A 23,607-nucleotide genomic window follows, 5' to 3' on the forward strand; every position below is an offset into this window, starting at 1 on the left:
AAGGTGGACTGGCAACAGCTATTGGTCATCGAGCCGTTCACTTGGCCAGCTATTGGTGCTGCGCTGTTGTGCGGCACCTTGGTGGGCTTTGAGCGGCAAATGCGCGGCAAGCCCGTCGGTATCCGTACCTCGTCGCTGATCACGCTCGGCACCTATTTGTTTATTGTGGGCGCTAGCTCGGTGATGACGGAAGCCACTGATCCGTCTAGAATTATTGGCCAAGTGATTACTGGTATCGGCTTTTTAGGTGCAGGTGTAATGTTGGCGCGCGATGGCGTTGTAGTTGGGGTGACCTCAGCGGCGACGATTTGGGCATTGGCATCCATTGGCGTGGCGATTGGCCTTGGCCATTTGGAAACAGCCATAAAATTATCGTTCGTGGTCGTCGGCGTTTTGTTTGGGGTGGATCTAATGGAAGATTATTTTCAGTCGATGACGCGCGGCGTACACAAAAAGTACAAGGGTTGGAAAACCAGCTTTCGACGCGACAAGCAGGGCTAACCGCCCTGCTGTAGGCCGTTTAAATAAGTATCAAGCGTGTGCTTCGCAGTTTCACTCAAGTCAAAATACTTGGTGTCGAGTAGCCAGTTGTAAAACAAGCCATCAATAAGACCAAACATCCCAATAACGACAGTGCGAGCATCAAGGCCAGCACTGACAGAGTTCTGTTGTTGTGCCAGCTCGACTAGCTTTACACATTCTTCGATGCATTCGTTCCGGCCACTCAAATGACGTAAGTGGATCGGTAACGTGTCTTCGACGTACTCACACTTGTGACAAAGAATATTGACCAGCGCTTGCATGTGCTCGTCGTGTTGCACTTGGTGCACGATATGTAGGCAACGTTCACGCAGTTGTCGCAACGGTTCATCGGGCAATTGGGCACGCAATTCGTCACGCATTTCATCGACCGGTAAACTAACTCGCTCCATAAGTGCGTAGATAAGATCAAGTTTGTTTTCGAAATGATGGTAGATAGCACCACGGGTTACCCCCGCAGCTTCTGCGACTTGCATCATCGATGTGTTGGAAACCCCGCGCTCGCTGAACAGGCGCTCAGCTGCATCAAGCAATTCATGCTTGGTCGTTAGGGCATCAGCTTTGGTACGTCGAACCACAATTCACCTCAAGTTAGACAACTGGCGAAGATTATACCGTAGTTTAATCAAACATTCATGTATGTATGTAAAAGTCGGGTTGTAAATGGCGGGAAAAGCCCGCATTTTGTAGATATACTGAAGAAAAAAGGAGCGCAACCATGAAAAACGAAGTTGATCAAAGATTAGTGCTCGACGCGTATGAGAAGATTCATGAGCATGGTAAAGCGGAACAAGGTAAGCACACGCTCGAAGGCATCACTGCGTATACCGATCACGATGGCTACACGGTGTTTCTTGAGGGGCACAATGTGCAAATGCGCCTAGAATTCCACAACAAATATCACTTTGACTACAACAGCGAGCGCGATTTCGACATGTTCATGCGCAAGCTCGAGCAAATTAGTCGTGATTATCACAAGCCAGGGCGTGAAGACCCTGAAGAAACGCATCGTTAAGAGGTTCCGGGTTGTCCAAGTCAAAAGCTTATAGTATCGCTGAAGAAGTCGCTCACGCCGTCACGCATGGCATTGGTGCAGTTGCCAGTATCGTCGGTTTAGTGGTGATGTTGGTATGGTCAGTCGCCTATGGTGACGCTTGGCACATTGTTAGCGCTAGCGTTTATGGTGCTAGCCTTATTATTTTGTATTTGGCGTCGACCTTTTACCATGCTTTTCCGTGGCCGCGGGTAAAAAGCTTCTTTCAGCAAATGGACCATGCTGCGATTTACTTATTAATTGCCGGAACCTATACACCCTTTGCGTTAGTCAACCTGCGTGGTCCGTGGGGCTGGGCTTTGCTCGGTATTGTCTGGAGTATCGCCATTATCGGGGTGATTCTCGAGTTGGCCATAGAGAATCGGAAGAAGTGGCTGTCGCTGAGCCTTTATCTTGGTCTCGGCTGGATGGCGATTATCGCCATTAAACCCATGCTCACCCATGTCGACACCGGTGGCCTCATGCTGTTGTTGGCAGGGGGCCTTGCCTATAGCTTTGGCGTCATTTTTTATGTGTGGAAGTCGTTGAAATTTCACCATGCGATTTGGCATGTGTTCGTATTGGCGGGCAGTGTGTTGCATTTCTTCTCGATTTTTTATTACGTGCTGCCGCACCCTGAAGTTATTTAATTATGCTCGTACCGGTCAACCTTAAGCTGCGTTGGTTCGCAATTTATGCGGGCTTCGGTTTGCTGTTGTCGGTCGTGATCACGGCCATACTCACCCAAGCTGCAACACGACAAATTCAACAACAAGTCGGCGTCAGCCTTGCCAATGTTGCTGAACAAGTTGCCCATCAGTTAGAACGCGGCATGGTTGAACGTTTAAGAGACTTACAAACGGCTGCGCAGTTGATGCCAACGCCTGATAGCGAGGCCTCCAATGTAAGGCTCGAACGCTTGGTGGCAGCGCTTTACAACAGCTACAGCGATTATGCTTGGATTGGCATTACTGACCGCTCCGGAAAGGTGCTCATAAGTTCTGAAAATATTCTTGAAGGCGCAGATGTAAGTGCCCGGCCATGGTTTCAAGGTGCGTTGCAGCAACCGTATTTTATTGGTGATGTGCATGGCGCACTGTTACTCGAGAAAATTCTGAATCCTAATGGTGATGAACCCCTTCGTTTTGTCGATATCTCGTTGCCGCTCAAAGATGCTGAGGGCACTATTTGGGGCGTATTTGGTAGTCATTTGAATTGGCAGTGGGCGGAAGGTGTCGAGCAAAATGCGTTGCGCAGCCTAGAGTCGTTACCCGGAACCGATATTCTCTTGGTGAGTTCGGAGAACCAAATCATTCTTGGCCCCGATACGCTGAAAGGGCAAGCACTGCAGACGCCTGTGGCGGACGAGGTGCGTGAAAAAGGTTGGGGTCTTCAGGAGTGGCGTGACGGCGCTGAGTACCTGATCGGCTATGCGCAAGTGCGCAGTAGCGCCAACTATCAAGGGCCGCAGTGGCAAGTCATGGTACGTGAGCCTATTGCCTTAGCTTTGCAACCTATTACCGAGTTACGCTGGCAAGCGGCCTGGATCGGTCTTGCGGTGGCATTGACCTTTGCCGGCATTGGCTGGATAAGTGCAGGGCGCATCGCACGGCCATTTGCCAACCTTAGCAGTAAACTCGAACGTGAAGTGCGCGAGCGCACTGACGAATTACGTGCCTCGAATGAAAAGTTGCGGCAGCTCGCGACCACCGATAGTTTAACCGGCCTGTTGAATCGGCGCGCGCTCTTTGAACGCGCTGAACAATTGCAGCAACAAGCGCTGCGGCATGGGCAGCCGTTGGCAGTGGTAATGCTCGATCTTGATCATTTTAAGCAAGTGAACGATCGCTATGGTCATGCCGCGGGAGACGATGTGTTGGTAGAACTCGCAAATGATCTGCGTGCGCAACTCCGCGAAGTTGATTTAGGGGCGCGCACCGGCGGTGAGGAATTCACTTTGGTGCTCGACGGGAGTACCGCAGAGCAGGCCAAAAAAGTCGTGGAGCGGCTTGCCACAACCTTTAAGGAACACCGATTTACCAGTGGTGATGATGAGTTCCAAGTTACCCTGAGTGCTGGTGTTGTGGCCTGGGAGCTAGAACAAAGCTTTGATAAAGCCGTCGATCACGCAGACAAACGACTTTATCAAGCCAAAGAAAAAGGCCGCGACTGTGTGGTCGCGGCCTCTGATTAATTCCGTGTCGAGCTTGGCGGTTTAACCGTCCTTGCTACGACTTGCGCGCTTACGTTCGGTTTCAGTCAACAAGCGCTTACGAATACGAATCGACTTAGGCGTGATTTCCACTAACTCATCATCGTCGATAAACTCAAGAGCTTGTTCAAGCGTTAAGCGAATCGGTGGCGACAAGGTTAACGCATCGTCGGTACCTGACGCACGAACGTTGGTCAGCTGCTTACCTTTCAGACAGTTTACGGTAAGGTCGTTACCACGGTTGTGGACACCGATGACTTGGCCTTCGTAAACTTCATCACCGTGTGAAGCCATTAATTTACCGCGCTCTTGTAAGTTAAACAAAGCATACGTCAGCGCTTTACCGGTTGCATTCGAGATCAACACACCATTCATACGTTGACCGATCTTACCGCCTTTGTGTGGGCCGTAATGGTCAAAGGTTTTGTACATCAAGCCTGAGCCTGAGGTCAGCGTCATGAACTCGGTTTGGAAGCCGATCAAGCCGCGGCTTGGAACCATAAAGTCAACACGCACACGGCCTTTGCCGTCTGGAGTCATGTTGGTCATCTCTGCTTTGCGCAAGCCGAGTTTTTCCATGACCGCACCTTGGTGCTGTTCTTCAATGTCCACAGTCAAGTTTTCGAACGGTTCTTCTTTCACCCCGTTCACTTCGCGAATAATAACTTCAGGGCGTGATACGGCAAGCTCGAAGCCTTCGCGACGCATGTTTTCGATTAATACGCCTAAGTGCAATTCGCCACGGCCTGAAACGCGGAAACGGTCAGGGTTGTCGGTCTCTTCCACGCGCAAAGCAACGTTGTGCTTCAACTCTTGCTGCAAACGCTCAAGAATTTGACGTGAGGTAACGAACTTACCTTCTTTACCGGCGAACGGCGAAGTGTTGACCTGGAACGTCATGGTAACGGTTGGCTCATCTACACTAAGCGCCGGCAATGCTTCGGCGTTACCCGCTGCGCAAATGGTGTCAGAAATCTTCAGTTCACCTAGACCGGTGAAGGCAACGATGTCGCCAGCACTGGCTTGGTCAGCTTCGATACGCTCAAGACCGAGGTAACCAAAGATTTGGCCAACCTTACCGTTACGCTGCGAACCATCGGCACCGATGATCGATACCTGCTGATTCAGCTTCAAGGTACCGCGCTTGATCCGACCAATACCGATAATACCCAAGTAGCTTGAGTAGTCGAGCTGAGAAACCTGCATTTGTAGTGGACCGTCACGGTCGGCGTCCGGCGCAGAAACACGCTCAAGGATCGTCTCAAACAACGGCGTCATGTCTTCGCTAGGCGAATCTGGGTCAAGGGTCGCGAAACCGTTTAGCGCTGAAGCATAAACGATTGGGAAGTCCAACTGCTCGTCGGTTGCGCCAAGGTTATCGAACAAGTCAAAAACTTGATCTACGACCCAGTCAGGGCGTGCGCCAGGACGGTCAATTTTGTTTACCACGACAATCGGCTTCAAGCCGTGATTAAACGCTTTTTGGGTCACAAAGCGTGTTTGCGGCATAGGACCGTCAACGGCATCCACGACCAACAATACGGAATCGGCCATCGACAAGACCCGTTCAACCTCACCCCCGAAATCGGCGTGTCCTGGAGTATCCAAGATATTGATGCGGTAGTCTTTGTAGTTAACCGCGGTATTTTTGGCCAAAATGGTAATGCCACGCTCTTTTTCAAGATCGTTGCTATCCATAATACGCTCTTCTGCGCCACCACGGCTTTCGAGTGTGCCAGACTGCTGTAACAGCTTGTCGACAAGAGTCGTTTTGCCATGGTCTACGTGCGCAATAATGGCAATATTGCGTAATTTGGAAAGTTCGGTTGCTTGAATAGTCATTAATAAAGCCTGTAAAAACGCGAGTGAAACTCTTGAGAAGTGATCGCCGCGGGTGGTTTCCCACCATTGGTTAAAATAGCGGCGTATTATACGCAGTCACCCTAGCAGAAGCCAGTTATTTTACCAACAGCTTGAGTAACTGCTCGATAGGCATGGGGCGAGCGAAGAAAAAGCCTTGTACGCGCTCGACACCCAGCTGCTCAAAAATTTGCAACTGCACCTCGTCTTCAATGCCTTCAACGACAACGCGTTTATTGAGTTGTTTGCAGAGTTCGATGATTTTCTGCACCACTGCGAAGAGCTCAGGGTCATCGGCAATACCGTGCGTAAACACGCGATCGATTTTGATGATGTCGGCCGGCAGTCGATTGAGATAAGACAAGCTTGAGAAGCCGGTACCGAAGTCGTCGATAGCGACATTGCAGCCCATGTCGCGCAGTCGTTGCAATGCGGTGATCGTAGAAGCTGTCTCGCCCGCAAATACCCCTTCGGTTAATTCCAAGGTGACGTTACTTGCGGCAACTTGGTAATGATCTAAGCGACCAGCCAAGAATCTGGGAAAGTCGTAGCGTTGCAGCTGCTGCGCCGAAACGTTCACGGTGACCTTAATCTGCTGCAACTCTTGATGGCGCTTGATATCGGATAGCACAAGATCGAGTACTTGCTCACCGAGCGGGATAATTTGCCCGGTATTTTCCGCTATCTCAATGAACTCCGCTGGCGAGATGAATTCCCCATTCAGTTGCCAGCGAACGAGACTCTCGACTCCGGTGATTGCGCGTGTTTCCGTATTAAAAATCGGCTGGTAGAACACTTGAAAATCTTTTTTATCCAGCGCAATTTGCAACGCATTGCGCAGCCTCACTTGTTGTTGATAGTCGCGGGCCATTTCGTTGACAAACGCTTGCATAAGGTTACCGCCGAGTTGCTTGGCTTGGCTCATGGCAATTTCGGCATGCTGAATTAAGTGAATGCCTTCTAGGGTTAAACCGTCATTGCTCGCACTACCGATACTGGCGGATAAATGTATATCGATACCGTCGATTTCATAGGGTTTGCGGACGGCTTGTAAAATACATTCGGCAACTTCCTGTGTGGCCTGCTCTGACGTTGGTTCAAAGTACACTAAGAATTCGTCGCCGCTAAATCGTGCGAGCAAGGCGTCATGCGGCACACAAGTTTCTATCCGTCGCGCTGTTTCATACAATACTTTGTCACCGAGGGTGTGCCCCAGACTGTCATTGATAGGCTTAAAACCGTCTAAATTGACAAATAACAAGTTACGATTGCGTCCGCCGGTAACTTGATCACGGAGTGCTAACGCTCCACTGAAGGCGTCGCGGCGGAAGAGTCCGGTAATGTCATCGTGTTTCGCAAGATAAGCTAACTCGTGTTGGCGTTTGGCGGCACGCACGGCATTGTCTTCGGCCAAAATGTAGATGAAAACAAAGGCGAACGTTAACCACAGTAAGAGCTGGTCAAGCTGGGCGCCGTTTTGAATCTCGGAGTAGTCGCTCAAAACACTATGAAAAGTAATTGGGCCCGAATCACCAATCGTTGCACTACTGGTAATAAAGTGTGAAGAGCGCTGTTTCAGCTCGGTAAATGTTGAGGTTCCGGCTGCTGTGCCCTGCATGGAAATAAGCAATTCTGGGCTAAATTGCAAGTAGGTATCCATGGCATCGAAGTAACTCAAGTAATTGGTCGCAATCACTTTGTTAACGTCCAGCAAGGTAAGCAGTTGCTGCGGCTCGCCAACTGGTGTGGTGAAAGGTGTCGACACGATAAAAGTCGGATTATTAGTGGCAAGAGAAGTACCGTGAACAATCAGTCGAATATCTTGTTCTGCGGTCGCTAGCCAATCCAGAAAACGTTCTGAAGCTAGCATGTTCGCCGCTAAAAATTCGGTAGCGTAGCCGTTGCTCATCAGCACTTGCTGTTGAGCGTCATAGAGAATAAAGCCGCGGACAATGGGATTGTCAGCTTCAAAGCGCGTGGTATCGAGTTCCAGCAAGCGACTTAGGGTGGCGTCATCTTGAGCGGCGACAAAGCGCTGTTGCATTTGCTCTGCAGTATTGCGCTGCACATTCAATGTTTCATCGATCATTTGGGCGATGAGTTCAATTTTGGTTTCGGCTTTTTCGCTTTGGGTTTTCAACTCGTACAAACTGAGTGAATACCAGATGCTAACCCCAATAATTGTCATCAAAATAATGACAATTTGCGAGCGAGTCCTTGGTACGTATGTCTCACGGTAGGTGCGCAAGAGTATGGCTAGGGCGGTAGCGCCGAGCAGGACGAGTACCGAAATCAGACTAAGTGCAATGAAGTTGGCTTGCTTGAAGCCGATGACGCTATCGCTGAACAGACCCCAAACGGATAATTGCGTGAACAGAAAGATAAGAATTGAGCTGCCAATACCGAAACGCCATAAACCACGGCCCAAAACGCTGGTTGGTTTCACAAAAAACAGCAGAGCAGTACCGCAGAGTAAGAGCGCAACATAGGTTAGTGGAAGTGCAATAAGCCGCATGTTGCCTTGCACTTCAACCATCCAAGCCACTGCAGCAAGTACCGTTAATAATCCAATACCTGCAAGCCAAGTGCCCCATTTTGAGCGGTACAGCAATGCATAGAGGCCTAACCCGACGATACTCGAGGAGTAGATTAACGACTGTGGCACTACGGCCATGAGCAATTCGTTCTGGTACAGGAGTAACTCGATCGCTCCAATAATGCCCGTTGCCACAAATAAGGCGGCAACTGCGACAACAAATTTTCTGGCAGCGCTGGAGCTCACTCGATGAAACATCGCATCATTCTTCTTATTTTAGGATCAAACTTGCACGTGTGCGTTAAGAATGATTCGTAATTGACCTGAAGCCAGCATACATAACTTTAATACTTGTGTAGACAGCTTTTATGATTTTTTTCAGTGGTTGAACCAGCCTAGACTTTTATTTTAGAAGTGTCTAAAATAAGATAAATCTGAATTAATAACTACACTCAAAGTCTGCTGACAAAAACATTGAGCTAACGCTTTGAATTCTTGTAGGTTGAGGAACGAATAATGACTTTACGACACTACGCAACTTGGGCTCTTGGTTTTGCTGTGATGAGCTTAATGGTTCTTCCTTCCACCGCGAATGCGGCGACGGCCACGGCACAACAGAAAAACTTAGCGGATATTTTGCAATTGCAAGGTGTGGTTGAAGCGACCAACGCAGCCACCGTCTCAGCGCAAGTATCGGGCCGTGTCGAACGGGTGTTGGTTGAAGTCGGTGACGAAGTTCCTGCGGGTGCCACGATTGTAACCATTACTTCAGTCGATCAGTATCAAGCGTTAACGCAGGCAGAGTCGCAATTGGCTGCCGCAAACGCCAACTTGACCGCAGCTCAACAAGATTATGACCGCGTGGTGCGGCTGGTTGAACAGAAGCTCTTGCCGACGGCGGAACGCGATCGTGTGCAAGCCAGCTTGGATAGCGCTAAAGCCCAACAACGTTCGGCTAAAGCCGCAGTCGCCCGAGCGCAAGAGCAGCTTTCCTACACTGAAGTTAAAGCGCCTTATGGTGGCGTGGTGAGCGCGCGATTGGTTGAGCCGGGGGAGCTGGTGCAGCCAGGAACGCCGTTGATGAGCGGCTTTGACCCAGCTGAGTTGCGTATTCACGTTGACTTGCCAGCGCGCTATGCCGCCGCGGCAAAACAGTTTGCTTGGGCGCGAGTTGCCGGTATTGAACCCGCAGCATTTCAAGTATTTCCGACTGCGGACCAACAAACCGGTACTCAGCGTGTGCGTCTGAACCTCCCTGCGGATACCGACTTTTTGCCGGGGCAATGGCAATCCGTAACGGTGAAGGTAGGCGAACATCAGGGGGTAGTGATCCCGTTTGCAGCCATTTATCGGCAAGGTGAATTGACCATGGTCAAAATGGCTGATGACAGCTGGCGTGCGGTGCGTCTGGGTGGGCGTTACGGCGATGACGTTGAAGTTGTGAGCGGTTTAGCGGCGGATGAGGTGGTGAGCTATGGCGAATAAGATGGGTATCGCTGGGCGTTTAGCTGCATGGGGCGAGCGTTCGCAGATTACACCGCTGCTCGCTGTATTTGGATTATTGCTGGGCTTGATGGCCGCCATGATCACCCCGCGCGAAGAGGAACCGCAAATTGACGTGACCATGGCTGATGTCATGGTCGCCTTTCCTGGTGCCCGCGCCGAGCAGGTAGAGCAGCAACTGGCTACACCGTTAGAGCAACATTTTGCTCGCATGCAGGGAATTGAACACATTTATTCGGTAGCGCAGGCTGGTCAGGCCTTGATCACGGTACAGTTTGAAGTAGGGGTACCGCGTGATAAAGCTCTGGTGGAACTGTTTGATACCTTGGCGTCATGGCGGCAACAGCATCCGCAGACCAGTCAGCCGCTGGTAAAAGCACGTGGCATTGATGACGTGCCAATCCTCGGGTTAACCCTGACCTCCAGCGAACTCGACTTGAAAGCTGTCGCTGACACCCTGCGCGCGCCGCTGCAAAATGTTGCCGGTGTACGCGATGTTGAAGTGATTGGTGCGGAGCCGGAGCAAATCGGCGTTACCTTAGATAGTACGGCGCTGGAACAGCTTGGCCTTGATTTCAATCGCGTGGCGCAGGCGCTGCAAAGTCAAAATGCCAGTGCGCAAGCGGGTTATCGTTTGCAACAGGGGCAACAGCTGGCCATTCAAGCCGGTGGCTTTATTGAGAGTGAACAACAACTGCGCGAACTTGTGGTTGCCGTAGTCGATGGCCGCCCAGTTCGTTTAGAGCAAGTCGCAACCATTACTGCGGGCGCGAATAAAGCATCACGTTATGTATGGTCACGGGCTAAAAACGGCAGCGTTGAGCCTGCAGTGACCATGACGATTACCAAGAAAGCGGGTGAAAACGCAGTTGACGTGGCTGCACGAGTGCTCGAGCGACTGGACACGCTTGAAGCGCAGTGGTTACCACCTGCCCTTACTGTCGAAGTTACGCGTAACTACGGACAAACCGCCGATGATAAAGCCTCAAAACTGATCCAGAAACTCATTTTTGCGACCATTTCAGTGGTGGCCTTGGTGTTGTTCACGCTGGGTAAACGCGAAGCTGTCGTGGTCGGTAGCGCAGTCGTGCTGACGCTTGCGACCACGTTGTTTGCGTCGTGGGCTTGGGGTTTTACTTTAAACCGCGTATCGCTATTCGCATTGATCTTCTCGATTGGTATTTTGGTCGATGACGCCATTGTCGTGGTCGAAAATATTCATCGCCATTTAGGTATGGGTAAGTCACTCAAAGAAGCCATACCACCGGCGGTAGATGAAGTCGGTGGGCCGACCATTTTGGCCACGTTCACGGTCATTGCCGCACTTTTGCCGATGGCGTTTGTGAGTGGTTTGATGGGGCCGTACATGAGCCCGATCCCGATCAATGCCTCCATGGGGATGTTGCTGTCGCTGATTATAGCCCTAACGGTAACGCCGTGGCTGGCGCGCCATGTGTTGAAAGACTCTGGGCATCAGCACGACGCGGGTGAAAAGGCTGATGGACGTCTGCAGCGCTTGTTTGAACGCATCATGCGGCCGTTACTAGAGAGCCGTAAAAAGCGCTATTTCATGGGCTTTGGCTTAATTATTCTGATTGTTGCGATGCTTGGTCTCGCTGTCGTCCAAGCGGTGGTGATGAAGATGCTGCCGTTTGATAACAAGAGTGAGATCAAGCTGGTGCTAGACATGCCTGAGGACACTAGTCTTGAGCAAACCAATAAAGTTTTGCTGGCATTAGCTGAAAAGTTAGACGAGGTGCCTGAGGTTACGGCCACCCAAATCTATGCTGGAACCGCTTCACCGATTGGCTTTAATGGTTTGGTGCGGCAGTACTACTTGCGCAGCGCCCCGTATCAAGGTGATATTCAAGTGACGTTGGCGGACAAAGCGAATCGCGATCGCGCAAGTCACGCTGTTGCTCTCGCGATCCGGCCGCTACTGACGCCGATTGCTGAAGCTGCCGGTGGTACTTTAAAAGTGGTGGAAGTTCCACCTGGGCCACCGGTGCTCGCGCCTATTGTGGCAGAAGTTTATGGTCCCTCTGCGCGTGAGCGTGAAGCGGCAGCGCAGCGAGTGTTAGCTCAGCTCGAGCAAACCGACGGCGTAGTTGATGTCGACAGCACTCTAGTTGCGGATGGCGTGGAAGAAATCTGGCAGATCAATAATGCTCGAGCAACACAACTTGGGGTAAGCCCCGCTCAGGCGGTGCAGGTACTACAAATGGCCTTGAGCGGCATGCCGGTCACCTACTTAGCCACTGGCGACGAATTACAGCCGATGCCCGTGCAACTGTTTTTGCCGGCCGAGTGGCAAGGACAACTGGCGCAGCTCGAGAGTTTGACGGTGACCAATCAACAAGGCCAAGCGGTGCCCTTGAGTGCCTTTATCGAACGCGTCACGGTGCCATTACAACAGCCGCGTTATCACAAGGATCTACGCCCGGTAGTCTACGTGACGGCAGACATGGCCGGTGAGCTTGATTCGCCATTGTATGGGTTGTTTGCCGCTGCAGGGCACATTGACTTGCCGCAGAGTTATATCACCCAGCCCACCGAATGGGATCAAGCAGCAATCAAATGGGACGGCGAGTGGCAGATCACTTACGAAACCTTCCGTGATATGGGCTTGGCGTACGCGGTGGGTTTGTTGCTGATTTACCTACTGGTGGTTGGTCACTTCGGCAGTTATGGTACGCCATTGGTCATTATGGCGCCGATTCCGCTGACCCTGATTGGTATTATGCCGGGTCATGCCCTGTTGGGCGCGCAGTTCACGGCGACCTCGATGATCGGCATGATTGCGCTCGCTGGGATTATTGTGCGCAACTCCATTTTGCTGGTCGATTTTGTCCGTGAAGCGGTGGCGGCAGGCAAGCCGTTGAACGACGCTGTTATTGAAGCTGCTGCGGTGCGCACGCAACCCATTGTACTCACCGCTATTGCGGCGATGATGGGCGCCTTCTTTATCTTGGATGATCCGATTTTCAACGGCCTTGCTGTCAGCCTTATTTTCGGTATTGCGGTATCGACCGTGCTGACCCTCATCGTGATTCCGTTGCTGTACGCGTCCTTACTGAAACGCCGCAGTTAGCAACAGCTCTTCCTGCGGCGATCGCTCAGTGGTCGCCGCAGCCTTCCTAAACGATGCACTATCATGGTGCAGGTTTATGCACTATAATGGTGCAAAATCCAACAAAACAGCACCAAGCCACTGCTACAAACGCAGCAAAAATTGAAAATAGTGCTAAGTTTAATCATAACTAACTGAATTTGTTGCTGTTCGTAAAAGTTGGCATACAGCTTGCAGTCTCTCAACGAACAGCAAACGGCAACTAGCCAACAGCACTTTTTGTTTTATCGATTAACGACCATTGGAGCAAACCATGTCGACACCACAAGACGTAATGCAATTTATTGAAGAAAACGAAGTGAAATTCGTCGATTTGCGCTTTACCGATACCAAAGGTAAAGAGCAACACGTCACCATTCCGGTGTCGCAAATCAACGAAGATTTCTTTGAAGAAGGCAAAATGTTCGATGGTTCGTCGATCAGTGGCTGGAAAGGTATCAACGAATCAGACATGGTACTGATGCCAGACTGTTCGTCGATTGTTCTTGACCCATTCTCAAATGTACAAACCATGAACGTGGTGTGTGACATTCTTGAGCCGGACACGATGCAAGGCTACGATCGTGACCCACGTTCGATTGCCCGCCGTGCCGAAGCTTTCTTGCAAAGCGCTGGAATTGCGGACACCGCATTATTTGGCCCAGAGCCAGAGTTCTTCTTGTTTAACGATGTACGCTTCCACACCGACATGAGCGGCTCGTTCTACAAAATTGAAGCTGAAGAAGCAAAATGGAACTCAGGTAAAGAATACGCTGACGGTAACCTCGCTCACCGCCCAGGCGTGAAAGGTGGTTACTTCCCAGTGCCGCCAGTAGACTCTGCGCATGATATTCGTAGCACGATGTGTGAAGTGATGGAAGATATGGGCCTTGTTGTTGAGGCGCATCACCACGAGGTGGCGACAGCAGGTCAGAACGAAGTCGCAACCCGCTTTAACACCTTGACTAAAAAAGCTGATGAGATCCAAGTTTACAAGTACGTTGTGCACAATGTTGCGCACTCGTACGGCATGACTGCAACCTTTATGCCGAAGCCGATTGTTGGCGATAACGGTTCAGGTATGCACGTTCACATGTCATTGGGTAAAGATGGCCAAAACCTATTCGCTGGCGACCAGTACGGCGGCTTGAGCGAAACTGCGTTGTACTACATTGGCGGTATTATCAAGCATGCCCGCGCCATTAACGCTTTTGCTAACCCAGCGACCAACTCGTACAAGCGTTTGGTCCCAGGTTTTGAAGCACCAGTAATGCTTGCTTACTCGGCACGTAACCGCTCAGCGTCGATTCGTATTCCTCTTGTGGCGAGTGCCAAAGCACGCCGCATCGAAGTACGCTTCCCTGACCCTGCGGCGAACCCATACTTGTGCTTCACGGCCTTGTTAATGGCAGGTCTCGACGGCATTAAAAACAAAATCCATCCTGGCGACGCTATGGATAAAGACTTGTATGACTTGCCAGCAGAAGAATCAAAAGAGATCCCAACCGTGTGTCACTCGCTTGAAATGGCGCTGGAAGCACTCGACAAAGATCGCGACTTCTTGAAGCAAGGCGGCGTTATGACGGATGATATGATCGACGCTTACATCGCGTTGAAGCAAAAAGAAGTCATGACCTTGAAAATGACCACGCATCCGATTGAATTTGATCTCTATTATTCAGTCTAATGCTTAGTCATTAAACCGAACGTACGACAGGAGGCCTACTATGACCCGTACACCGTTTTACCTAACGCTGTTACTCGGAGTTGTCATGGTGGGCCTTTTTTGTGCGCCGAGCAGCCATGCTCAGGTGTACAAAAAGGTGCTTGAAGACGGCACCGTGGTGTATACCGATAAAAAAGAAGCTGGCGCTGAAGAAGTTCAGGTTGAGTCAGTGGTCAGCGAGTTCGAGCCGGTGAAACGCGCTACCGACGGCGCCATCACGACCGGTACGGAAAGCGCTGATGAAGAAGGTGATGACAATGTGCAAGCCTCAATTGCCATTACCAGCCCTGCTCATGAAGCAACGATCCGCAGTAATGAAGGTATTGTTAACGTGACCTGGGCGGCACAAACCCGCAACGTCAAAGGGCGGCTAAATTACCAGCTTTGGGTCGATAATCAATTGACCTATGAGGGGCCTTCGGCCGGCGTTACCTTGCGTGACATGAACCGCGGTGAGCATCGTCTCAGAGTGCGCCTGTTTGACGAAAGCGGAACGGAACTGGCGGTGTCGGACACATTGGTTATCTTCATTCACCAAGCTTCGATTTATAACCCTGCCCTCAATTCTGGTAACAGTTCTGGTAACAGTTCTGGTAACGTCAACATGGGTGGTACGAGTGGCCAGAACTGATTGCACCAAAATGGTGCAACCAGACTTTGACCAGTTGCTCACGGCAATTGTGCAACTCGATGCGCAGTTGCATATCCGTTATATGAATACCGCGGCTGAGACGTTACTCGACGGCAGCCGAAAACGCCTAGTAAATACTCCACTGTTTAGCCTGTTCAGTTTTAGTTCGTTAGAACCGGAAGTGCTGCGGCATGCGTTGCGTGATCAGCAAAGTGTTTCCGACAGCGATGTGACATGGGTCTTTCATGATGGCCAGCGCATCACTATTGAGTTCATTGCGCAGCCGCTGCAAAGCGACGACGGCGCGTTACAAGTGCTGCTCGAGCTGCGACAGGTCGATCAAATACGGCGCATCAATCAGGAAAATTCTCAGCAGCAACAGTTGCAAGCGGCACACAGTATCGTACGTGGCTTGGCCCATGAAATTAAGAATCCATTAGGTGGGTTGCGCGGTGCGGCACAACTGTTGGCCAGCGAACTCAGTGACGAAAGCTTGCACGAGTATACCGACCTAATCATGAGCCAAGCCGACCGCCTGCGAAATCTGGTGGACCGTATGCTTGGCTCCCATGAACTCCCGCAGCGTGAGACGACAAATGTGCATGCCGTGATCGAGCGTGTCATTGCGGTTGCGAAGCTAAGCGCGCCGAACAGTATTGAGTTCGTCCGCGACTATGATCCCAGCCTGCCGGAACTGAGTATGGCCGCCGATGCCATTGAGCAAGCTATTTTGAATGTGGTGATGAACGCCTGTGAAGCGCTGCAGCAAAGCGGCCAGCCAGGCAAGGTCTTTTTGCGAACGCGGGTGCTGCACCAGCAAACATTGTATGGGCAACGCTACCGCCAGTGCGCGGTGATTGAAATTCAAGACACCGGCCCTGGGGTACCTGAAGAATTGAAAGAAACCTTGTTCTACCCGATGGTAAGCGGGCGTGCCGGTGGCACCGGCTTGGGCCTGGCGATTACCCAAAACGCAGTGCATCAACATGCCGGCAAAGTAGAGCTGCTTTCGGAAGCCGGTGATACCCGCTTCTTGTTGTACTTACCCTATATCGAGACGCGCCAAACCCAACCCCAAGTACAAGATGTAGGACAGGAGTAAGGCATGGCGACAGCGCAAAGTGAACAACCTGTATGGCTATTGGACGACGACAGTTCGATTCGTTGGGTGCTTGAACGCGCACTGCAACGGGCCTCGATCCAGAGCCGTAGCTTTGCTGATGCGGCAAGTCTGTACCAAGCGCTTGAGCACCAACAGCCGCTGGTGCTGCTAACTGATATTCGCATGCCTGGCGATGACGGCTTGCAAGTGCTCGAGTACGTGCAACAGCACTACCCACAACTGCGAGTTATCGTGATGACCGCACATTCCGACCTAGATTCTGCAGTGAGTGCTTTTCAGGGGGGGGCATTTGAGTATCTTGCCAAGCCCTTCGACATGGACGAGGTGGTGCACACCATTAGCCGTGCGTTACAACTGGAGCAGAGCGAAAAAGGCCAACCAACTGGGCCAGAACAGGTGTCTGGCATTATTGGTGCAGCGCCGGCGATGCAAGATGTGTTTCGTGCTATCGGGCGGTTGTCGCATTCTAGTGCAACGGTACTGATTACCGGCGCTTCGGGGACGGGGAAAGAATTGGTTGCGCGTGCTCTACACCACCACAGTCCGCGGAGTAACAAGCCGTTTATTGCGCTGAATATGGCGGCTATTCCGGCCGATCTGATTGAGTCCGAGCTGTTTGGCCATGAAAAAGGCGCTTTTACCGGCGCAACGCAACGCCGCCGTGGGCGTTTTGAGCAAGCTGACGGCGGCACTTTGTTTTTGGATGAAATCGGTGACATGCCGCTGGCCGTGCAAACGCGTCTGCTGCGCGTCTTAGCCGAAGGTCAGTTTTATCCGGTTGGCAGCTATCAACCGGTGCAAGTGAACGTACGCATTATTGCCGCAACACACCAGCAACTTGAGCAAAGGGTGCAAGAAAAAGAGTTCCGCGAAGACTTGTTTCATCGTTTGAATGTTATTCGCTTGCAGTTGCCTACCTTAGCGGAGCGTCGCAGTGATATTCCGCAATTGGCCGAGCATTTTCTTGCCAAAGCGGCGACTGAACTTAACGCTGAACCTAAACAACTCACAGCGGCGGCACTGCAAAAATTACAAGCGGCCGCGTGGCCCGGCAACGTGCGGCAACTCGAGAACACCTGTCGTTGGCTAACAGTCATGGCGCCTGGCCGGCGAGTGGATGTGGTTGACCTACCGAGTGATCTCGAGCAGTCCACAGACAACGCCTCTGCAACACCAAACACTAACAGTTGGCAGATTGCGTTACGACGTGATCTTGAGCGACGCTTAGCAGGTCACGAAACGGACATTCTCAATGAGCTGATTGACGAATTAGAACGTATTGCTATCGAAGCCGCATTGGCGAGTACCGACGGACACAAGCAACGCGCTGCAGAAAAACTTGGGTGGGGGCGCAACACCCTTGCGCGGAAGCTAAAAAGCTTCGTAAAAGATGCGTAAATGGACTATCTATTTAGATGTGTCTTTACATAATGCTTAGTCTGTAAAGAGCTACAATAACAACACAGGGTAACTTATGAGCAAATTATTACTTGTTGACGACGATGCTGAACTAAGCAGTATGTTAGAGCAAATTCTCACCAAGGAAGGCTTTCAACTGACCCTTGCTGCCGATGGCGAGGCGGGGCTGGAGCGCGCATTAAGTGGGTCTTATGACCTCATTTTGCTCGATGTTATGTTGCCAGGAATTGATGGTTTTCAACTGCTGCAACGGTTGCGTCAACAAGCACGCAACACGCCAGTGCTGATGTTAACCGCTCGTGGTGACGACGACGACCGCGTTGCTGGTCTCGAGCTAGGGGCTGACGATTATCTGCCGAAGCCGTTCTATCCGAAAGAACTGGTGGCGCGGGTGAAGGCGTTGCTGCGCCGCACCCCACATACCAGTGTCCGTCCGGAAAAGAGCGAATACGCTGGTTTCGTAATTGATCCGTCGCAAAATGAAGCACGTTGCGATGACACGCAATTGGATCTGACACCGACCGAGTTCGACATTCTCAGAACCTTGGTTCGTGCGCATGGCGAAGTGGTTAGCAAAGATGCACTATCGGTTGCTGCACTAGGGCGTTCGTTAGCGCCTTTTGACCGTAGCCTCGACGTGCATATCAGCAATATACGTAAGAAATTACCGACCGACCCGGAGCGCATCCAAACCGTGCGTGGCCGTGGTTATCGCATTATTCAGTTCGCTTAAGGTCGACTGATGCGTTGGTATCACTCGCTTTCGCTGCGACTGCTGTTCCTGTTTTGGGTGCTGTTGTTCGCAGTGGCGAGCAGTGGTTACCTGCTTGCGCTATGGTTCAGTAAACCCATTGCACCGTCACCGGTACCGGAGGCGGTGCAATCTTCACTGGCACCACTGCTCTCCGACGTCAATACCTTTCGCTCGCTCACGCCTGGGCGGTTGTTAGCTGGCGATTATCGTGTGGCAGCGAGTCTAGCACCCAGTGGCCAAGAACGTCTGCAATTGGATCGCTCGCTGAGTGCCTCGCACCGCCGCCTGCTACTTTCCCAGCTCGAGGCGGATAAACCGCAACAAATTCCGATTGGCAATCGTATGCTGATTGGCCCCTTTAAGCTCGATGGCTATAGTTTGTTAGTGACTCGCCCGATCACTGCCGAGGAACGCGAACAGCAAGTCGTGTCGGAACAGCAAACCCAGCGCGTGCAAACCTTGGCCCTACTTATCGGTAGCTTAGCGATCGCAATTCTCTTGGGTGCTTGGCTGGTAATGCCGCTGCGGCGTCTGACGCATGCGACCCGCGAAATTGCCAAAGGTAGCGAAAAACCCGAACTAAAACGCTTGCCAAAGCGTAACGACGAACTCGGCGAGCTGGCACGGGCATTGGCGACCACTGCGCATGATCTGGCGGTTTCCCGTGATGCGCAACGGCGCTTACTTTCCGATGTATCGCACGAACTGCGTTCGCCGTTGGCGCGCATGCAAGTGGCGCTGATGCTAAGCCAAGATGACGACGATGGCACCGACCGCGAGCAGCACTTGGGGCAGTTGGGCCGCGATTTAGAGCGCCTGAGTACGATCATTGAACGCATTCTGTCGTTGTCACGTCTCGAAAATGGCTTGGTGAATTTGCAAACTGAAGCCGTTGATGTGCGTGAGTTGGTGTCACAATTGGTCAAAGACCTTGGCTATGTTGATCCACAGCACGGCCAGCGTTTGCAAGTGCATGACAGTGACGATTGGCCGGTGATCGACAGTGATCCTGAGTTGTTACGCTTGGTGCTTGAAAATCTTATTCGTAACGCTCTGCAGTACACCGATGATGCGATCGAAATCAGTTGTCAGGCGCTGCCAGAAAGTTACACTGTGTTTGTTCGTGACCACGGACAAGGCGTCCCTGAAGACCAGCTAGAACAGTTGTTTACGCCTTTTTATCGTGCCGATCCATCACGCAATCACAAAGCCGGGGTGGGACTAGGAATGGCACTGAGCTTACGCGCTGCGGCGGTGCTCGGGGGCTATGTTGATGCGCGCAATCACCCTGACGGTGGACTGGAAGTTGCAGTCACGCTAACAAGGAGCACATAGGTGCCAGAAACAGACAACCGACAAGTGTTGGCAGTTAAACCGAGCGACAATGATAAGTCGGCTTGGCAGGCGTTTTTTAATGACACCATCATGCCCTTCTGGCGTGCGCATGCACAGATGTTTGAATTGGCGCGTCCGCATAATGTGACCTTACGTTATTTCTTAGTTTTTCCTGAGCAGGCCAAAGGACTAGTGCTGCTCAGCCCTGGCCGTATTGAGGGGGCAATCAAGTATCCGGAATTGGTGTGGGAGCTGGCCCAGCTGGGCTATGCGACGGCGATCATTGACCACCGTGGGCAAGGTTATTCAGATCGCCTGAGCGACAACCACCATAACGGGCATGTGGATCGTTTTGATGACTTTGTTGATGATTTTGCGGCTTTCACCCGCGCGAGTGAAGCAGCGATGGTTGACCATTATGGACGCGAGCTTCCGCTGCACCTTGTGGCGCATTCGATGGGTGGCGCAATTGCGGCACTCTATTTGGCGCGTTACCCGCACAAAGTCAAAAGTGCAGTCTTGTGTTCGCCGATGTTTGGTATTCAGACTGGCCGACTGCCGCATTGGTTAGCGAAAGGTTTTGCCCACGCTGGCGCATTTTTGAATCAACTCATAACGCCGCACCGTCCGTGGTTTCTTATTGGCACTGGCGGCTACGTTGAAGTGCCATTTGCGCAAAACGAATTGAGCCATAGCTTAGCCCGTTATCAAACGTTCCGACAATTGTACCGACAACACCCTGAAGTGCAGCTCGGCGGACCGAGTTTTCGTTGGGTATCGCAAGCGTTATCGGCCAGCCGCCGCGCGATTGCTGAGGCCGGTGACATCCATATTCCGGTGCTGGTGCTGCAAGCGGGTGGCGATACGGTGGTTGACCCACGTGGCCAAGCTGAGTTCGTTTGTGCGCTTTCGCATCCGCACAGCCGCTTAGCCACCATCGCCGAGGCGCGGCACGAACTGTTTATTGAGGCCGATGCGTATCGTCAGCCGACGTTACAGCAGACGCTGGATTGGTTTCAGGGTCTGCAGCGCTAGATTGCGGCACCGCTGACAGTGGGTCCATGTGAATAATCACATCAGTATCTGGAAACAGCTCGCGTAACCTTTGTTCGGCGCCATCGGCAATGTCATGTGCCGCTTTTAGTGAGAGCTCGTCTTGCAGCTCCACATGGCACTGAATGAAGCGCGTTGGCCCGGATGCCCGGGTGCGCAAGTCATGCCAACCATGAATACCTTTGGTCGAACGCAACACGGCAACAATCTGCGCTTTGTCTTCCTCTGGAAGTTCACGATCCATCAAACCTTGAAATGCCTCCCAGCCGATTCGAATTGCGCCGTACGCTAGGTAAATGGCAATCACAATGGCGAACACACTGTCGGCCCAGTACCAGCCATAGGCACTAAGTAGTAAAGCGGCAATGACCGCGCTATTTAACAGTAAATCCGACTGAAAATGCAGATGGTCGGCGGCGATGGCTTTGGAGCCTGTGTTGCGGATGGCAACGCGTTGCAATAGCACGAGTCCGAGCGTGAGGGCAATGGCAAACAGTGAGACATAAACCCCGAGGCCGGCCTGTTGCACCTGGCTCCCTTGCCACAATTGCTGGGCACTGTGCACCAACAACAGCATCGCCGAGCCGGTGATCAGCGCCGATTGCACCAACGCCGCAAGTGATTCAGCTTTGCCATGACCGAAACGATGTTCACGGTCGGCGGGTTGCAGCGCGTAACGCACTGAGAAAAACGTAAACAAGGAGGCTAAGCCGTCCAACATCGAGTCGGTCGCTGACGCTAGCATGCTGGCCGCGTCGGTGGCGATCCAAGCCCACAGTTTCACGATAATGAGCGTGAAGGCAACAGTTACTGATGCACGGGTTGCCAGTTTGACCCAGAAGCCATAATCACGCTGAGTTGCCCCTTTTGTTGCCACTTATGCACTCCCAACAAAGTCATGCTGGCGCCACGCTTCGTAGCTAATAATGGCAACCGCATTGGCAAGGTTGAGCGAACGATTGTTAGGCATCATCGGAATGCGGATCCGCTGCTCGGCAGCGAACTGATTTAAAACGTCATCCGGGAGTCCGCTGGTCTCGGAGCCAAACAAGAGCACACAATCGCTTGGGTAACTTACCGACGTATAACTGCTGCTGCCTTTGGTCGTACAGGCAAAAATCTTCCGATCGCCCATAGCTTGAGCGAACGAGGCAAAGTCGGGATAGCGCGCAACATTGCTTAAATCATGATAGTCCAACCCAGCGCGGCGTAGCTTTTTCTCTTCAAAGTCAAAGCCAAGCGGTTCAATCAAATGGAGCTGGCAGCCGTTATTCGCACTCAGACGAATAATATTTCCAGTGTTCGCCGGCATTACTGGGTTATGTAGAGCAATATGAAACATCTATTGCGGTCCTTGCGACTGTGAGATTGGGGGCATGTTCAGGTGAAACTTACTGCGCTTAAGTACTTCTTCGCTGTAGACCTCGCGGATTTCTCCACTTTCGACTAAGCGACGAAGCTCGCGATCGAACCAGTCCCGGATGCGATAACCGCGGGGGTTATTGCGAAACAAAACGTGGATTGGCAAAGGGTCACGAATTTGCGTTCGCACATACGGCGTTTCACCCCATTCGGGTGCTTGATTGTGGCTGCCAATCACACCGGCGACGCGGCCCATATCCAGCATGGCAAAGCAGTCGAGATGGTTGTCTGCAGCGTAAAAAGTGGTCGAATCCGGAAACAAATAATTGTACATGTAGCTTTCGATGTGGCAAATCGGACGCGGGTGTTCACCGGCTCGAAGAGCTGTCGAGGTTGCCTCGTCATGGGTGAACAGATACAAGCCTTGGTCAAAATCAATGTGATTACGCGATGCGATGGAATGCTCGGGCACAAATACTGTATAGGCACCAATAAAGGCATCGAAGCGTTCGTCAACATAACCGCGATACGCTCGCGCTAGGCTATTGGTGAGGAGTTCAAGATCGTCGGTAACCGGCGCCATGATCTTGCTTAATAGCTGCCAATACTCACCACGGCCATTAAGGTCGGTGTAGTCCGGAACAAGCCCCGCAGCAATACTGATTTGGCCAAACTGTTGGCCATTCTCGATGATTTGTGGTGCCAACATCTCTGCGCCAGTCGCCTGCGCGATGGCGCTGATGCGACCATTAGCAGCCATACGACTTAAAATGGCCTCTACTTTGGGAACCAAATCGGCGAAATCTTTATATAAGAAGTGGTAGCCCGTGTTGCGGGTATAGGGAACGATAATTGTGTGTGGGTCATTAATCGAGCGTAGTTGTCGCGCTTCAAAATCATTAACAACAACCGCTTGTACACGATTATTCTCGTAGAGCATTTCAAGTTGCTCAAAACTTACCGCTTTGATGCTCGGCTTATCGACGGTTTGCTGACCAATGACATGTTCGACCGATTGGGTGCCACCGATGTACGCATAACTTTCAATTGAGGCAAAGTTACAAAGACCGCACTCGCGGCGATCGGCAACGAGAACGACGCGCGAGTCGAAGAGCGGAAAGTTAACCCGTACCAAGTTACCGTATTCTTCACCAATTTGTGGCAGACGACCTAACTCACCGGAAATAGTGCCTTTATTGGCTTCGGTGAGACTGCGGTCGCGCGGCATTTCGACAAAACGGATTTCAATTCCAAGTTCGGCATAGACCTCAGTGATCAACGACACTGCGAACTCGGTGATCGGTGACGGATCAGGCATGCGAAACACCAGCTCTTGTGGCTGCTCATTCGCTCGGACAGGGAGTGAACTCAGCGCGGTCATGATCACAAGACCAAGCCCGATACTCAACGT

At 51.7% G+C, this 23,607-nt stretch carries 19 protein-coding genes; 13 read left to right on the forward strand and 6 right to left on the reverse strand.

What is annotated here, in order from left to right; all coding sequences use genetic code 11:
• The first annotated feature begins 3 nt into the window (after positions 1–3).
• A complete protein-coding gene (locus CWI70_RS09685; protein WP_126773157.1) occupies positions 4–501 on the forward strand; it encodes an MgtC/SapB family protein in 498 nt (165 codons plus the stop codon).
• On the opposite strand, the gene CWI70_RS09690 is transcribed toward CWI70_RS09685, so the two are convergent.
• Positions 498–1,118, reverse strand: a complete 621-nt coding sequence (locus tag CWI70_RS09690; RefSeq protein ID WP_126773159.1) for a TetR family transcriptional regulator — start codon at positions 1,116–1,118, stop codon at positions 498–500. The two genes, CWI70_RS09685 and CWI70_RS09690, sit on opposite strands and share 4 nt — an antisense overlap.
• 140 nt (positions 1,119–1,258) lie before the next feature.
• On the opposite strand from CWI70_RS09690, the gene CWI70_RS09695 reads away from it, so the two are divergent.
• The 3 genes from CWI70_RS09695 to CWI70_RS09705 are packed head-to-tail and all read left to right on the forward strand — an operon-like array spanning position 1,259 to position 3,767.
• Complete coding sequence (locus CWI70_RS09695) at positions 1,259–1,555, forward strand: DUF3081 family protein (RefSeq protein WP_126773162.1); 297 nt, start codon at positions 1,259–1,261, stop codon at positions 1,553–1,555.
• Between the two features lie 11 nt (positions 1,556–1,566).
• Positions 1,567–2,223: a PAQR family membrane homeostasis protein TrhA gene (gene trhA / locus CWI70_RS09700; RefSeq protein WP_126773164.1), complete on the forward strand. Its 657-nt coding sequence runs from the start codon at positions 1,567–1,569 to the stop codon at positions 2,221–2,223.
• Positions 2,224–2,225: 2 nt separating this feature from the next.
• Positions 2,226–3,767, forward strand: coding sequence for a sensor domain-containing diguanylate cyclase (locus tag CWI70_RS09705; protein WP_126773167.1), 1,542 nt, complete (start codon positions 2,226–2,228; stop codon positions 3,765–3,767).
• A gap of 21 nt (positions 3,768–3,788) precedes the next feature.
• Here CWI70_RS09705 and typA read toward each other — a convergent pair whose 3' ends face one another.
• Positions 3,789–5,627, reverse strand: coding sequence for a translational GTPase TypA (gene typA / locus CWI70_RS09710; protein ID WP_126773170.1), 1,839 nt, complete (start codon positions 5,625–5,627; stop codon positions 3,789–3,791).
• 115 nt (positions 5,628–5,742) lie between these two features.
• Positions 5,743–8,439: a putative bifunctional diguanylate cyclase/phosphodiesterase gene (locus CWI70_RS09715; RefSeq protein ID WP_126773173.1), complete on the reverse strand. Its 2,697-nt coding sequence runs from the start codon at positions 8,437–8,439 to the stop codon at positions 5,743–5,745.
• Between the two features lie 258 nt (positions 8,440–8,697).
• Here CWI70_RS09715 and CWI70_RS09720 point away from each other — a divergent pair, with 258 nt between their 5' ends.
• From CWI70_RS09720 to CWI70_RS09760, 9 genes are all read left to right on the forward strand, one after another.
• Positions 8,698–9,666: an efflux RND transporter periplasmic adaptor subunit gene (locus tag CWI70_RS09720; RefSeq protein WP_126773176.1), complete on the forward strand. Its 969-nt coding sequence runs from the start codon at positions 8,698–8,700 to the stop codon at positions 9,664–9,666.
• Positions 9,656–12,775 carry an efflux RND transporter permease subunit gene (locus tag CWI70_RS09725; protein WP_126773179.1) on the forward strand — a complete coding sequence of 1,040 codons (3,120 nt, stop codon included), beginning with the start codon at positions 9,656–9,658 and terminating at the stop codon, positions 12,773–12,775. The genes CWI70_RS09720 and CWI70_RS09725 overlap by 11 nt, the downstream gene beginning before the upstream one ends.
• Before the next feature lie 292 nt (positions 12,776–13,067).
• Positions 13,068–14,480 (forward strand): glutamate--ammonia ligase, encoded by a 1,413-nt coding sequence (gene glnA, locus CWI70_RS09730; RefSeq protein ID WP_198677694.1) that lies wholly within the window; start codon positions 13,068–13,070, stop codon positions 14,478–14,480.
• Positions 14,481–14,520: 40 nt separating this feature from the next.
• Complete coding sequence (locus CWI70_RS09735) at positions 14,521–15,150, forward strand: DUF4124 domain-containing protein (protein WP_126773181.1); 630 nt, start codon at positions 14,521–14,523, stop codon at positions 15,148–15,150.
• Positions 15,137–16,252, forward strand: a complete 1,116-nt coding sequence (glnL, locus tag CWI70_RS09740) for a nitrogen regulation protein NR(II) (protein ID WP_241967877.1) — start codon at positions 15,137–15,139, stop codon at positions 16,250–16,252. Before CWI70_RS09735 ends, glnL begins: the two co-directional genes overlap by 14 nt.
• Positions 16,253–16,255: 3 nt before the next feature.
• Positions 16,256–17,671, forward strand: coding sequence for a nitrogen regulation protein NR(I) (gene ntrC, locus CWI70_RS09745; RefSeq protein WP_126773184.1), 1,416 nt, complete (start codon positions 16,256–16,258; stop codon positions 17,669–17,671).
• A 76-nt stretch (positions 17,672–17,747) separates the two neighbouring features.
• A complete protein-coding gene (locus CWI70_RS09750) occupies positions 17,748–18,425 on the forward strand; it encodes a response regulator transcription factor (protein WP_126773187.1) in 678 nt (225 codons plus the stop codon).
• A 9-nt stretch (positions 18,426–18,434) separates the two neighbouring features.
• Positions 18,435–19,781 carry a HAMP domain-containing sensor histidine kinase gene (locus CWI70_RS09755; RefSeq protein WP_126773190.1) on the forward strand — a complete coding sequence of 449 codons (1,347 nt, stop codon included), beginning with the start codon at positions 18,435–18,437 and terminating at the stop codon, positions 19,779–19,781.
• A complete protein-coding gene (locus tag CWI70_RS09760) occupies positions 19,782–20,816 on the forward strand; it encodes an alpha/beta fold hydrolase (protein WP_126773193.1) in 1,035 nt (344 codons plus the stop codon). It abuts the gene before it with no gap.
• Here the strand turns inward: CWI70_RS09760 and fieF are convergent.
• The 3 genes from fieF to CWI70_RS09775 are packed head-to-tail and all read right to left on the reverse strand — an operon-like array spanning position 20,743 to position 23,577.
• The gene (gene fieF, locus CWI70_RS09765; protein ID WP_126773196.1) at positions 20,743–21,711 is read right to left on the reverse strand and encodes a cation efflux pump FieF; all 969 of its coding nucleotides are present in this window, start codon (positions 21,709–21,711) and stop codon (positions 20,743–20,745) included. The two genes, CWI70_RS09760 and fieF, sit on opposite strands and share 74 nt — an antisense overlap.
• Positions 21,712–22,176 (reverse strand): tRNA (cytidine(34)-2'-O)-methyltransferase, encoded by a 465-nt coding sequence (locus CWI70_RS09770; RefSeq protein WP_126773199.1) that lies wholly within the window; start codon positions 22,174–22,176, stop codon positions 21,712–21,714.
• Positions 22,177–23,577 carry a substrate-binding periplasmic protein gene (locus tag CWI70_RS09775; protein ID WP_126773202.1) on the reverse strand — a complete coding sequence of 467 codons (1,401 nt, stop codon included), beginning with the start codon at positions 23,575–23,577 and terminating at the stop codon, positions 22,177–22,179. It abuts the gene before it with no gap.
• Positions 23,578–23,607: the final 30 nt, after the last annotated feature.

Origin of the sequence: Pseudidiomarina homiensis (assembly GCF_003987225.1) — a bacterium.
In the GTDB taxonomy this organism is placed as follows: domain Bacteria; phylum Pseudomonadota; class Gammaproteobacteria; order Enterobacterales; family Alteromonadaceae; genus Pseudidiomarina; species Pseudidiomarina homiensis.

What these genes read in the sequence shown, in the direction of transcription:
- glnA (WP_198677694.1), top strand. Translation starts at nt 13,068, where the DNA reads ATGTCGACACCACAAGACGTAATGCAATTTATTGAAGAAAACGAAGTG.
- CWI70_RS09735 (WP_126773181.1), top strand. Translation starts at nt 14,521, where the DNA reads ATGACCCGTACACCGTTTTACCTAACGCTGTTACTCGGAGTTGTCATG.
- CWI70_RS09705 (WP_126773167.1), top strand. Translation starts at nt 2,226, where the DNA reads ATGCTCGTACCGGTCAACCTTAAGCTGCGTTGGTTCGCAATTTATGCG.
- CWI70_RS09775 (WP_126773202.1), bottom strand. Translation starts at nt 23,577, where the DNA reads ATGACCGCGCTGAGTTCACTCCCTGTCCGAGCGAATGAGCAGCCACAA.
- CWI70_RS09715 (WP_126773173.1), bottom strand. Translation starts at nt 8,439, where the DNA reads ATGTTTCATCGAGTGAGCTCCAGCGCTGCCAGAAAATTTGTTGTCGCA.
- CWI70_RS09750 (WP_126773187.1), top strand. Translation starts at nt 17,748, where the DNA reads ATGAGCAAATTATTACTTGTTGACGACGATGCTGAACTAAGCAGTATG.
- CWI70_RS09720 (WP_126773176.1), top strand. Translation starts at nt 8,698, where the DNA reads ATGACTTTACGACACTACGCAACTTGGGCTCTTGGTTTTGCTGTGATG.
- CWI70_RS09695 (WP_126773162.1), top strand. Translation starts at nt 1,259, where the DNA reads ATGAAAAACGAAGTTGATCAAAGATTAGTGCTCGACGCGTATGAGAAG.
- typA (WP_126773170.1), bottom strand. Translation starts at nt 5,627, where the DNA reads ATGACTATTCAAGCAACCGAACTTTCCAAATTACGCAATATTGCCATT.
- CWI70_RS09755 (WP_126773190.1), top strand. Translation starts at nt 18,435, where the DNA reads ATGCGTTGGTATCACTCGCTTTCGCTGCGACTGCTGTTCCTGTTTTGG.
- ntrC (WP_126773184.1), top strand. Translation starts at nt 16,256, where the DNA reads ATGGCGACAGCGCAAAGTGAACAACCTGTATGGCTATTGGACGACGAC.
- CWI70_RS09770 (WP_126773199.1), bottom strand. Translation starts at nt 22,176, where the DNA reads ATGTTTCATATTGCTCTACATAACCCAGTAATGCCGGCGAACACTGGA.
- CWI70_RS09725 (WP_126773179.1), top strand. Translation starts at nt 9,656, where the DNA reads ATGGCGAATAAGATGGGTATCGCTGGGCGTTTAGCTGCATGGGGCGAG.